This is a genomic window from Pseudomonas sp. 14P_8.1_Bac3 (assembly GCF_025466085.1).
Taxonomy (GTDB): domain Bacteria; phylum Pseudomonadota; class Gammaproteobacteria; order Pseudomonadales; family Pseudomonadaceae; genus Aquipseudomonas.
The window spans coordinates 263,143-276,233 of sequence record NZ_JANLOD010000068.1 but is presented as its reverse complement, the minus strand read 5'-3'; the positions used below and the strand labels follow the sequence as shown (position 1 = coordinate 276,233).

At 61.2% G+C, this 13,091-nt stretch carries 9 protein-coding genes; 8 read left to right on the top strand and 1 reads right to left on the bottom strand.

The features are described 5' to 3' along the window. The first annotated feature begins 351 nt into the window (after positions 1-351). The 3 genes from NTD84_RS23885 (at position 352) to choV (ending at position 3,400) form a co-directional block, all read left to right on the top strand. A complete protein-coding gene (locus NTD84_RS23885) occupies positions 352-1,302 on the top strand; it encodes a choline ABC transporter substrate-binding protein (protein WP_262170725.1) in 951 nt (316 codons plus the stop codon). 77 nt (positions 1,303-1,379) lie between these two features. Further along, positions 1,380-2,225, top strand: a complete 846-nt coding sequence (gene choW, locus NTD84_RS23880) for a choline ABC transporter permease subunit (protein WP_262170723.1) — start codon at positions 1,380-1,382, stop codon at positions 2,223-2,225. Next, the gene (gene choV / locus NTD84_RS23875) at positions 2,222-3,400 is read left to right on the top strand and encodes a choline ABC transporter ATP-binding protein (RefSeq protein WP_262170721.1); all 1,179 of its coding nucleotides are present in this window, start codon (positions 2,222-2,224) and stop codon (positions 3,398-3,400) included. The genes choW and choV overlap by 4 nt, the downstream gene beginning before the upstream one ends. 198 nt (positions 3,401-3,598) lie before the next feature. Here choV and NTD84_RS23870 read toward each other — a convergent pair whose 3' ends face one another. Beyond that, the gene (locus NTD84_RS23870; protein WP_262170775.1) at positions 3,599-5,548 is read right to left on the bottom strand and encodes a BCCT family transporter; all 1,950 of its coding nucleotides are present in this window, start codon (positions 5,546-5,548) and stop codon (positions 3,599-3,601) included. A gap of 378 nt (positions 5,549-5,926) precedes the next feature. Between NTD84_RS23870 and betI the strand changes: the two genes are divergently transcribed. From betI to NTD84_RS23845, 5 genes are all read left to right on the top strand, one after another. Next, entirely contained in the window at positions 5,927-6,520 is a 594-nt protein-coding gene (gene betI / locus NTD84_RS23865; RefSeq protein WP_262170718.1) for a transcriptional regulator BetI, read from the top strand. A 62-nt stretch (positions 6,521-6,582) separates the two neighbouring features. Beyond that, positions 6,583-8,055 (top strand): betaine-aldehyde dehydrogenase, encoded by a 1,473-nt coding sequence (gene betB / locus NTD84_RS23860; protein ID WP_262170716.1) that lies wholly within the window; start codon positions 6,583-6,585, stop codon positions 8,053-8,055. A 148-nt stretch (positions 8,056-8,203) separates the two neighbouring features. Then, entirely contained in the window at positions 8,204-9,907 is a 1,704-nt protein-coding gene (betA, locus tag NTD84_RS23855) for a choline dehydrogenase (protein ID WP_262170714.1), read from the top strand. A 283-nt stretch (positions 9,908-10,190) separates the two neighbouring features. Next, positions 10,191-11,633, top strand: a complete 1,443-nt coding sequence (locus NTD84_RS23850; protein WP_262170713.1) for a TldD/PmbA family protein — start codon at positions 10,191-10,193, stop codon at positions 11,631-11,633. Next, positions 11,633-12,970, top strand: coding sequence for a TldD/PmbA family protein (locus NTD84_RS23845; RefSeq protein WP_262170712.1), 1,338 nt, complete (start codon positions 11,633-11,635; stop codon positions 12,968-12,970). Before NTD84_RS23850 ends, NTD84_RS23845 begins: the two co-directional genes overlap by 1 nt. Positions 12,971-13,091 lie beyond the last annotated feature (121 nt).

Genomic DNA, 13,091 nt, shown 5'->3' with positions numbered 1-13,091 from the left:
TATGGGCGCATCATCAGGCTTTTACGGTGCCGTTCGACGTCTCGAACCGACGCACTCTTGTCCAACAGCGCCGCACAGGTTTTACGCAGCGTTTTCGCCGTTTTTTTGCGGTCCAGGTGGGCAAAAGGGGCTGAAAAAATCTGTAAACGACGTCACCGACACTGGATGCGACCATCCCTGTACTGGATACGACGCACCCTGTAGGCGTCAGATTTTCACTGGTACATGATCGTAGCGACTCGATTGCAAGGCGCGGTGGCAGAGCTGTCTCCCAAACGCCATCCAACCGCAACCTATAAGTGCGGTGGTCCAGTCGGAACACTGCCAAAAAAAACACCAAGGAGTCCATCCATGAAAGGTTCCCCGTCGTTGTTGTTGGCCGCCATGCTGAGTCTGCCGGTACTGGCTCAAGCCGCAGAACCCGCTCAGTGCAGTACCGTGAACTTCTCCGATGTCGGCTGGACCGACATCACCGCGACAACCGCCACCACCAGCGTCGTGCTCGATGCCCTGGGCTACAAGACCAAAACCACCATGATTTCCGTGCCGGTGACCTACAAGTCCCTGGCCGACGGCAAGAACATGGACGTTTTTCTCGGTAACTGGATGCCGACCATGGAAAACGACATCAAGGCCTACCGCGATGCCGGTACCGTCGATGTCGTGCGCACCAACCTCACCGGTGCCAAGTACACCCTCGCCGTGCCGCAGGCGCTGTACGACAAAGGGCTGCATGATTTCTCCGACATTGCCAAATTCAAGAAAGAACTCGACGGCAAGATTTACGGCATCGAGCCGGGTAACGACGGTAACCGTCTGATCCAGAGTATGATCGACAAGAACGCCTTCGGCTTGAAGGACGCCGGTTTCAAGATGGTCGAATCCAGCGAAGCCGGCATGCTGTCGCAGGTTGACCGCGCGCAGAAACGCGACACCGCCGTGGTCTTCCTCGGCTGGGCGCCGCATCCGATGAACAAGCGCTTCAAGATTCAATACTTGACCGGCGGAGACGACTTCTTCGGTCCGGACTTCGGCGCCGCCACCGTGGCGACCAACACCCGCAAAGGGTACGTCCAGGAATGCAGCAACGTCGGCACCTTGCTGAAAAACCTGGAGTTCACCGTCGACATGGAAAGCTCGCTGATGGGCAACATCCTGGACGACAAGATGAAGCCTGACGCGGCCGCCAAGGCCTGGCTGAAAAAGAATCCACAGGTCCTCGATACCTGGCTCGCTGGCGTGACCACCATTGACGGAAAACCAGGCCTGGAGGCCGTGAAAGCCAAGCTCGCGCAGCCTTGATTTAGAGAGCATCGCTTATGCCGGGCGGCGCAAGCCGTCCGGGCTGTTTATTTCCTTGCATGCGGACGTTCACTACCATGCTGATTGATCAGAAAATACCTTTAGGCCAGTACATCGCGGGCTTCGTTGAATGGTTGACGCAACACGGCGCCAACACCTTCGACGCAATCGCCGTGACACTGGAAACGATGATCCACGGCGTGACTTTTGCGCTGACCTGGTTCAACCCGCTGGCATTGATCGGCCTTATCGCACTCCTGGCCCACTTCATTCAACGAAAGTGGGGACTGACCGTTTTCGTCATCCTTTCCTTTCTGCTGATCCTCAATCTGGGGTACTGGCAGGAAACCATGGAAACCCTCGCCCAGGTGTTGTTCGCCACCCTGGTCTGCGTGGTCATCGGGGTGCCGCTGGGCATTGTTGCCGCGCACAAACCGATGTTCTACACCCTGATGCGTCCGGTGCTCGATCTGATGCAGACCGTACCGACCTTCGTTTACCTCATTCCTACCTTGACCCTCTTCGGGCTGGGTGTGGTCCCGGGTCTGATTTCCACGGTGGTGTTCGCGATTGCCGCGCCGATCCGCCTGACCTACCTGGGCATTCGCGATGTTCCACAGGAACTGATGGACGCCGGCAAGGCCTTCGGCTGCTCGCGCCGTCAACTGCTCTCACGGATTGAATTGCCCCACGCCATGCCAAGCATCGCGGCCGGCATCACCCAGTGCATCATGCTGTCGTTGTCGATGGTGGTGATCGCGGCACTGGTGGGCGCCGACGGCCTGGGCAAACCCGTGGTCAACGCACTGAACACTGCTGATATCGCCCTGGGCTTCGAAGCCGGCCTGGCGATCGTACTGCTGGCGATCATGCTCGACCGTATCTGCAAACAACCCGACGCTAAAATTGGGGGTGACGCATGAGCATTATTCGCTTCGAAGCCGTCGACGTGATCTTTTCCAAAGATCCGCGCGAGGCGCTCAAACTCCTTGACCAAGGCATGACCCGCGATCAGATCCTGAAAAAAACCGGGCAGATCGTCGGCGTTGAAAAGGCCAGCCTGGACATCGAAAAAGGCGAAATCTGCGTGCTGATGGGCCTGTCCGGCTCCGGCAAATCCAGCCTGCTGCGCTGCATCAACGGCCTCAACACCGTCAGCCGCGGCAAGCTGTTCGTCGAGCACGAAGGCAAGCAGATCGATATCGCGTCCTGCACCCCGGCAGAACTGAAAATGATGCGCACCAAGCGCATTGCGATGGTGTTCCAGAAGTTCGCCCTGATGCCTTGGCTGACGGTGCGCGAGAACATCAGCTTCGGCCTGGAAATGCAGGGTCGCCCCGAGAAAGAACGACGCAAGCTGGTGGATGAAAAGCTGGAACTGGTGGGCCTGACCCAGTGGCGCAACAAGAAGCCCGACGAGCTCTCCGGTGGCATGCAGCAGCGTGTTGGCCTGGCCCGCGCGCTGGCGATGGACGCTGACATTCTGCTGATGGACGAACCGTTCTCGGCCCTCGACCCGCTAATTCGCCAAGGTCTGCAGGACGAACTGCTGGAGCTGCAACGCAAGCTGAGCAAAACCATCGTTTTCGTTAGCCACGACCTCGACGAAGCCCTGAAACTCGGCAGCCGCATTGCGATCATGAAAGACGGCCGTATCATTCAGTACAGCAAGCCGGAAGAAATCGTGTTGAACCCGGCCGACGACTACGTGCGAACCTTCGTCGCCCACACCAACCCGTTGAACGTGCTGTGCGGTCGCAGCCTGATGCGCACCCTGGACAACTGCAAACGCATCAACGGTTCGGTGTGCCTCGATCCGGGCGGCGATTCGTGGCTGGACCTGGCCGAAGGCAACACCATCAAGGGCGCCCGCCAGAACGGCGCGAGCCTGGACCTGCAGAACTGGATTCCAGGGCAGGCGGTGGAAGGCCTGGGTCGCCGGCCAACGCTGGTGGACTCGAACATCGGCATGCGCGACGCGCTGCAGATCCGTTATCAGACCGGCAACAAGCTGGTGCTGCACGACAATAACAAAGTGGTCGGGATTCTCGGCGACAGCGAGTTGTATCACGCGCTGCTCGGCAAGAACCTGGGTTAAAGCAACAGACACAAAAACGCCGCGAGAAGATCGCGGCGTTTTTGTTTATGGGGACATCGGATGATGCAGTATCAAGGCTGATGCCCCCATCGCCAGCAGGCTGGCTCCCACATGTGAATGCATGCCCTGTGGGAGCCAGCCTGCTGGCGATGAAGCTGACGCGGTGCTTCTGGCTGAAACACCGCATCACCTCAACCCTCAGCTATAGACGCGGCCAAGGAGCTGCCGATGGCTTTCAAACTGATCGAGCACGTCACGGGTGATCTGATCCTGGGTGAAACCCATCAAGTCGTAGTCCTGGCTGCCGTTGTGCAGGTACACCTCGGCGCGGTAGTAACGGGCGCGAGGCTCGTCGGCACTTTCCGCCGACACCGTGTCGCTCGCCGCCGCCAGATAGCCATCCAGGCTCACCTCGTACACAAACGGATTGCCTTCTTCCATCTCGATCCGCAGACCCATGCACCGCTTGGCCTTGCCCAGCAGCGTTTGCACATCCAGGCCTTTGCCACGCAATTGCACCACCGCCTCTTCCAGCGCCGGGCTGACTTGCTTGTCCATGAACCGCTGAACGATCGACTGGTTCGGTTGCAGGTCCAGTTGCGTCAAACGCTCGCTGAAACCGCGACGGCCGCGCGCCGCCAGTTCCGCCTGCTCCTGTTCGATCTGCATGTCCTGGCGCATGGCCTTGTGCAAGCCGAACATGAAGCACACCAGCACCAGCGAGAACGGCAAACCGGCCAGCACCACCATGGTTTGCATGGCTTCGAAGTTGCCGGCGAACAGCAGGCCGATGGTCACCAGCGTGATCACCACGGACCAGAAGATCCGCAGCCAGTGCGGGGCATCTTCGTCGACGTTGCCGCCCTTGCACGACAGGTTGGCCATCATCACCGCGCCGGAATCCGCCGGGGTCAGGAACAGCACGAAACCGACGAAAATCGACACGCCGATCACCACTTTCGATGCCGGGTAGTGCTCCAGCAACTGATAGATCGCCATGGACGGTTGTTCCAGCGCGGTCTTCCCGAGTTCCACCGCGCCGTGGTTCATCACCAGGTCCAGCGCCGAGTTACCGAAGATCGACAGCCACGCCAGGGTGAAGCCCAGCGGGATCAGCAGCACGCCGGCCACCAGTTCACGCACGGTACGGCCACGGGAAATCCGCGCGATGAACATGCCCACGAATGGCGCCCAGGAAATCCACCAGGCCCAGTAGAACAGGGTCCACAGGCCCAACCAGCGGTCGGACTTGTCACTGTCGCCTTCGTAGACGTACAGGTCGAATGTCTTCAGCACCACACCGTTCAGGTAATCGCCGACGTTTTGCACGAAGCCATTGAGCAGGTGCAGGGTCGGGCCGAACAGCAGCACGAAAATCAACAGGCCGCTGAACAGCACGATGTTCAGGTTGGACAGGCGACGAATGCCGTTTTCCACCCCGGACACCGCCGCGATGGTCGCCACGGTGCTCATCACGATGATCACGATCAGCAGGTTGGTGTTGCTGTGTTCCATGCCGAACAGGTTTTCCAGCCCGGACGACACTTGCAGCGAACCGATCCCCAGGTTCGTCACCAGCCCCAGCAAGGTCACGAACATGCCGAAGCCGTCCACCGCATGACCGGCCGCGCCTTTGACCCAGCGCTCGCCCACCAGCGGATACAGCGCCGAACGCAACGCCAGCGGCTGGTTATGACGGTAGGCAAAGTACGCCACGGCCAGGCCGACCAGCGCGTAGATCGCCCAGCCATGCAGGCCCCAATGCAGGAACGTCAGCTGCACCGCCTGGCGCGCGGCCATGTTGCTGGCCGATACGCCTTCCGGCGGATTGAAGTAATGGTCGAGCGGCTCGGACGCACCGAAGTACAGCAGCGAAATGCCGATCCCCGACGAGAACAGCATCCCCGCCCAGGCGCCGTAGCTGAAGTCCGGGGTGTCGTCCTTGCTGCCCAGCTTGAGTTTGCCGTAGGAGGAAAACGCCAGGCCGACCACGAACACCAGGTAAGCGGCGATCACCACCATGTAGTACCAGCCGAAGCTGCGGGACAACCAGGCCTGGGCCATACCGAGCATTCTGCCGGCCTCTTGCGGGGCAATGATCAGAATGGCGGTCAACAGCAGAATCAGCGCGGTAGAGGTGTAGAACACCCAACCGTTGACCGTCACCTTCTCGGGCGGGGTCTTTATAAGAGAGGCAGAACTCATGGCACAGATGCTCCGGCAGTGCGAGAGAAGAACACAAGGCAACGCGGCACCCGACCAATCGGTTAGTTGGCAGCCGACCGGCGGGTGATATAAAGACACCCGGAAAAAAGCCCGAAGCCTGCAGACGCTGTCGCGTATAGGTTTCGAGCGTTTTCGGATGTCGGTTTATCGCCATTTACACGTAGGAAAAATCTGTAAGTAGCGACGATTTGTCGCAGATCTTATTCTTTGTTGATTGAACGTTCAATCAAAACAAAATAGACTGGCCCTCGATCCGGTAGACGTTCTGCGTCTGCCGGAAGGCCTAAGGAGATGTGCAAGATGCCCAAGGTCGGTATGCAACCCATCCGTCGCCAGCAGTTGATCGAAGCCACGCTGCAGGCCGTCGACCAGGTCGGGATGGGGGACGCCAGCATTGCGCTGATCGCCCGTTTGGCCGGTGTCTCGAATGGCATCATCAGTCACTATTTTCAGGACAAGAATGGCCTGATCGCTGCCACGGCGCAGTACCTGATGAGTGTCCTCAGCGAGAACGTCACCGCGCGCCGTCAGGCGCTGACAGATGACAGCCCGCGGGCGCATCTGCAGGTGATCATCGAAGGCAACTTCGACGCCAGCCAGGTCAATGGCCCGGCAATGAAAACCTGGCTGGCCTTCTGGGCCACCAGCATGCACCACCCGTCTTTGCACAGGTTGCAGCGGATCAACGACCACCGTCTGTATTCCAACCTGTGCTGCCAGTTCCGCCGCGTGTTGCCGCTCGATGAAGCGCGCAGTGCAGCCCGGGGCCTGGCAGCCCTCATTGACGGTTTGTGGTTGCGCGGCGCGCTGTCGGGAGATGCTTTCGACACCGAGCAGGCGCACCGGATCGCTTACGAATACATGGATTTCCAACTGGCCAAGCAGGTGAGTTAGAGCACACACAGAACGCTCAACCACCGGACCGCGCCAATCACTGATGCACTTGCGAGGACTTTATGGCCCGTTTCGAATTGCAAAAACTCTACATCGATGGCGCTTACTCCGACGCTGGCAGCGATGCCACCTTCGAAGCCATCAACCCGGCTAACGGTGAAGTCCTCGCAAACGTCCAACGCGCCACCAAAGAGGACGTCGAACGTGCCGTGGTCAGCGCCGAAAAGGGCCAGAAAATCTGGGCCGCGATGACCGCCATGGAGCGTTCGCGCATCCTGCGTCGCGCCGTCGACATCCTGCGCGAGCGCAACGATGAACTGGCCGCCCTGGAAACCCTGGACACTGGCAAGTCGTACTCCGAAACCCGCTACGTCGACATCGTCACCGGCGCCGACGTGCTGGAATACTACGCCGGCCTGGTCCCGGCCATCGAAGGCGAGCAGATCCCGCTGCGCACCACTTCGTTCGTCTACACCCGTCGCGAGCCGCTGGGCGTCGTGGCCGGTATCGGCGCATGGAACTACCCGATCCAGATCGCCCTGTGGAAATCCGCACCGGCCCTGGCCGCCGGCAACGCGATGATCTTCAAGCCAAGCGAAGTCACCTCCCTGACGACCCTGAAACTGGCCGAGATCTACACCGAAGCCGGCGTTCCGGCGGGCGTGTTCAACGTCCTGACCGGCAGCGGCCGTGAAGTCGGCACCTGGCTGACCGAGCACCCGCGCATCGAAAAAGTCTCCTTCACCGGCGGCACCGACACCGGCAAGAAGGTCATGGCCAGCGCCTCCAGCTCTTCGCTCAAAGACGTGACCATGGAACTGGGCGGCAAGTCCCCGCTGATCATTTTCGACGACGCCGACCTCGACCGCGCCGCCGACACCGCGATGATGGCCAACTTCTACAGCTCCGGCCAGGTATGCACCAACGGCACTCGCGTGTTCATCCCGACGCACCTGAAAGCCGCGTTCGAAGCCAAGATCGCCGAGCGCGTTGCGCGCATCCGCATCGGCAACCCGGAAGACGAAAACACCAACTTCGGCCCTCTGGTCAGCTTCGCCCACATGGAAAGCGTGCTGGGTTACATCGCCAAAGGTAAGGAAGAAGGCGCTCGCGTGCTGTGTGGCGGCAGCCGTCTGACCGAAGGCGACTTCGCCAAAGGCGCGTACGTGGCACCAACCGTGTTCACCGACTGCACCGACGACATGACCATCGTGCGCGAAGAAATCTTCGGCCCGGTCATGGCCATCCTGACCTACGACACCGAAGAAGAAGTGATCCGTCGTGCCAACGACACCGACTTCGGCCTGGCCGCTGGCATCGTCACCAAGGACCTGAACCGCGCTCACCGCGTGATTCATCAACTGGAAGCCGGTATCTGCTGGATCAACGCCTGGGGCGAGTCCGACGCGAAGATGCCGGTCGGCGGCTACAAGCAATCCGGTGTGGGCCGTGAGAACGGCATCAGCTCGCTGAACAACTTCACTCGCATCAAATCGGTACAGGTCGAGTTGGGCGATTACGCCTCGGTGTTCTAAGCCCCGAGTCTTGTATTGCCTGCGCGGGCCTCTTCGCGGGCAAGCCCGCTCCCACAGGAGTACGCGTTCCGATGTGGGAGCGAGCCTGCTCGCGAATCGAGTGCGCAGCACTCGCCTGACCTGACCACTTTCAAAGAGGGTGCATTCAATGTCCCAAGAATTCGATTACATCATCATCGGTGCCGGCTCGGCCGGTAACACCCTGGCGACCCGTCTGACTGAAGACGAGGGCGTCACCGTCCTGCTGCTCGAAGCCGGCGGTCCGGATTACCGTTTCGACTTCCGCACGCAAATGCCGGCTGCCCTGGCGTTCCCGCTGCAAGGCCGTCGCTACAACTGGGCCTACGAAACCGATCCGGAACCGCACATGGACGGTCGCCGGATGGAATGCGGTCGCGGCAAGGGCCTCGGCGGCTCTTCGCTGATCAACGGCATGTGCTACATCCGCGGCAACGCCATGGACTACGACAACTGGGCGAAACTGCCAGGTCTGGAAGACTGGGATTACCTGAACTGCCTGCCGTATTTCCGCAAGGCCGAAACCCGCGACATCGGCCCGAACGACTACCACGGCGGCGACGGTCCGGTCAGCGTGACCACGCCGAAAGCCGGCAACAACCCGCTGTTCCACGCCATGGTTGAAGCCGGCGTGCAGGCCGGTTACCCGCGCACCGAAGACCTCAACGGTTACCAGCAGGAAGGCTTCGGCCCGATGGACCGCACCGTGACGCCGAACGGCCGCCGCGCCAGCACCGCGCGCGGTTACCTGGACGTCGCCAAGAAGCGCTCGACCCTGACGATCGTCACCCACGCCCTGACCGACAAGATCCTCTTCGAAGGCAAGCGTGCGGTCGGCGTGCGTTACCTGGTCGGTGCCGCTGAAGAGCGCGTTGAAGCCCGCGCCCGCAAAGAAGTGCTGCTGTGCTCCGGCGCCATCGCGTCTCCGCAGATTCTGCAACGCTCCGGCGTCGGCCCGGCCGAACTGCTGAACAAGCTCGACATCCCGGTGGTCCACGACCTGCCCGGCGTCGGTGAAAACCTGCAGGATCACCTTGAGCTGTACCTGCAATACGCCTGCACCCAACCGGTCTCGCTGTACCCGTCGCTGCTCTGGTACAACCAACCGGCCATCGGTGCCGAATGGCTGTTCAACGGCACCGGCATCGGCGCCAGCAACCAGTTCGAAGCCGGCGGTTTCATCCGCACCCGTCCGGAATTCGATTGGCCGAACATCCAGTACCACTTCCTGCCGGTGGCGATTAACTACAACGGCAGCAACGGCGTGAAAGAGCACGGCTTCCAGGCGCACATGGGCTCCATGCGTTCGCCGAGCCGCGGTCGCATTCAGGCCAAGTCCAAGGACCCACGCCAGCACCCGAGCATCCTGTTCAACTACATGGCGACCGAACAGGACTGGCAGGAATTCCGCGACGGCATCCGCCTGACCCGTGAAATCATGCAGCAGCCGGCACTGGATGCGTTCCGTGGCCGCGAGATCAGCCCGGGCATCGACGTGCAAACCGATGAGCAGCTGGACAAGTTCATCCGCGAACACGCCGAAACCGCGTTCCACCCGTCGTGCTCGTGCAAGATGGGCACCGACGACATGGCGGTAGTCGATGGCGAAGGCCGCGTGCACGGCATGCAAGGCCTGCGCGTGGTCGATGCGTCGATCATGCCGATCATCACCACCGGCAACCTGAATGCGCCAACGATCATGATCGCCGAGAAAATTGCCGACAAGATCCGCGGTCGTCAGCCGCTGCCGCGCAGCCAGGCCGCTTACTTCGTGGCCGGCGATGCGCCGGTGCGGGGCAAGCCGTTGCGGGATGTGAGCCTGACTGCCCAGTAAGGCCCTTTCACCGCGGCGCTGCCTTCGCGAGCAAGCCCGCTCCCACAGGGGATCTTCAGTGAGCACACTATTTGTGCACACCGGAAATCGGATGTGGGAGCGGGCTTGCTCGCGAAAGGGCCCAGCCATCCAATACATCTCTTCCGACTTACCCGATAAAGCTTCCCCACCGCTCCGTCCTTGATCACACCCCCCTCGCAGGCCTAATCTAGCGCCACGCAAACGTTTCACCCCCCCTTCGCAACACCGCTACACCGCCACTCCCCACCAAGGAGGTTCACGAATGTTCGATTTCCACCCCCAGCTCAAGCAGCGCTTCGCTGCCTTGCGCACGGGCGCTGAATTCTTTTCGCTGCGTTATGTGCGCGAGTCCGGCCAGTACCTGTCGGTGCGCAAGAATGTCGCCGAACCTCCGAGCCTGAGGCGTGACGAAGGCGCGATGCTTACGGTTCGCGTCAACGGCGTCGAAGCCTATGCCGCGACCAATGACCTGTCGCCACAAGGCCTGCAATCGGCGCTCGAGCGGGCCGAACAACACGCCCGCCAACTCAAGCCCCACGCCCTGCTCGACCTGCGCGAACAAGCGGTTTCCAGCGACCGCGCCGATTATTTTTCACCGAACCTCGACCAGCCCTTCCCGTCCCTCAGCGATTGCTACCAACTGCTCGGCGCCGAATCCGCCGCCGTGCCCAAGGACGAGCGCCTGGTGAACTGGCAGGTGAGCATCGGCATTACCCACGTCGAGCAGATCTACCTCAACAGCGCCGGCGCCGAGCTGCGCCAGGCACAACGGTTCGTCTACCCGGGCCTCGATGTCACCGCCTACGACGGCAACGACAGCCAGACCCGCAGCCTCGGCCGCGAGAACTTCGGCCAGCAGGGTGGCGCGGACGTCATCAGCCGCTGCGGCCTGGTCGGTGCCGGGCCAAACGTCGCCGATCAGGCGCTGCAATTGCTACTGGCGCCGAACACCCCGCAAGGTCGCCGCGACCTGTTGCTGATGCCCGACCAGATGATGCTGCAGATCCACGAATCCATCGGCCACCCGCTGGAGCTGGACCGCATCCTCGGCGACGAGCGCAATTACGCCGGCACCAGTTTCGTCAAGGCAGAGGACTTCGGCCATCTTCAATACGGCTCGAAACTGCTCAACGTCACCTTCGACCCGGACATTCCCGAACAGCTCGCCAGTTACGGCCATGACGACGACGGCACGGCAGCGAGCAAGCAATTCCTGATCAAGGAAGGTTTGCTCCTGCGGCCATTAGGCGGCGCGTTATCGCAATTTCGTGCCGGCATGGACGGCGTCGCCAACAGCCGCGCCTGCGGCTGGAACCGGCCGCCCATCGACCGCATGGCCAACCTCAACATCGAACCCGGCGATCAGCCGCTGGAGCAACTGATCGGCAACATCGAACACGGCATTTTGATGAGCACCAACCGTTCGTGGTCGATCGACGATGCGCGCAACAAGTTCCAGTTCGGCTGCGAATGGGCGCAGTTGATCGAAAACGGCGAACTCAAGGGCGTGGTGAAGAACCCAAACTACCGGGCGATTTCCGCGCAGTTCTGGAAAAGCCTCAGCGCCGTCGGCGACGCCAGCACCTTCAAGGTGTTGGGCACGCCGAACTGTGGCAAGGGTGAACCGAACCAGGTCATCCGCGTCGGTCATGCGTCGCCGGCGTGCGTGTTCAGCAATGTCGATGTTTTCGGGGGTGACGCCTGATGAGTACACCAAACAATCAGGCCGAGTCATTCAAAGCCTTGGTCAACTGGCTGCGCGAAGCGATTCGCGAGCCGGAGCAATTCACCCTCAGCTACGCCGCCGAATCATCGGCGTTCGTGCGTTTCAACCATGGGAAAGTGCGCCAGGCCGGCCAGGTCCAGCAAGCGAGCGTCGGCTTCAAACTGATCAACGATGGCCGCCATGCCGACCTCGACATCACGCTGTCGGGCGACGCCGATGTCGACGTGCAACGTTTGGCCGAGGGCCTGCAACAGTTGCGCGAGACCTTGCCGCTGTTGCCGCAGGATCCTTACCTGCTGCTCAATCACAACGGCTGGCAGAGCAAGAACGTGCAGACACATCCGCTGCCAGACACTGAGCAGGTCGTCGCTGAAATCACCCGGGCCGCCGAAGGGCTGGACCTGGTGGGCTTCTATGCGGCCGGGCCGATCAGCCGCGGTTTCGCCAGTTCCTCCGGCGCATTCGGTTGGCATCAGGCCAACAGTTTCAATTTCGACTTCAGCCTGTTTCACGACAACGGTCAGGCGGTGAAAGCCAGTTACGCCGGGCACAATTGGAGCAGCGAAGGTTTTGCCCGGCGCTTTGCGTTGGCGCGGGAGCAACTGGCGTTTCTGGGGCGACCGTTACGCACTTTGGCTCCGGGTGATTACCGCGCTTATCTGGCACCGGCAGCGCTGGAAGAAATCATCGGGCTGCTGTCCTGGGGCGGGTTCTCCGCGCAGTCGGTGGCCAGCAAGAGCAGTCCCCTGCAAAAGCTCTATGCAGGCGATCATGCGTTCAGTCCGCTGGTTTCACTTGAGGAGAAAGTCAGCGGTTCGCTGAGCCCGGCGTTTTCCGGCGAAGGCTATCCGCGCAGCGATCTCGCGTTGATCGTCGAGGGCAAGGCCGGCGAGCAGATGGTCAGCTCGCGCAGCGCTGCCGAATACGGCCTGACCGCCAACGGCGCCGGCGGCGGTGAGATGCCCGATGCATTGAACATGGCCGCCGGAACGTTGCCTGATGCAGAGATACTCAAGCAACTGGGCACGGGGCTGTATATCAGCAACCTCTGGTACCTGAACTTCTCGGACCAACCGGCGGCACGCCTGACCGGCATGACGCGGTTTGCCACGTTCTGGGTCGAGAACGGCGAAATCCAGGCGCCGGTGGGCACCATGCGCTTTGACGACAGCGCCTACAGCCTGCTCGGTTCTCAACTGGAGGCGTTGACCGAAGAGCGCGAGCTGCTGCTGTCGGCGAGCACCTACAGTCAGCGGGCCACGGCGTCGGCGCTGTTGCCGGGGGCGCTGGTGAGCCGGTTGACCCTGACGCTGTAAACAGAACATCCCGGCGAACCGCAGACACTGTGGGAGTGGGCTTGCTCGCGAAAGCGGTGGTTCAGTCAACATTGATATTGAATGTGATGGCCTCTTCGCGAGCAAGCCCGCTCCCACAGGG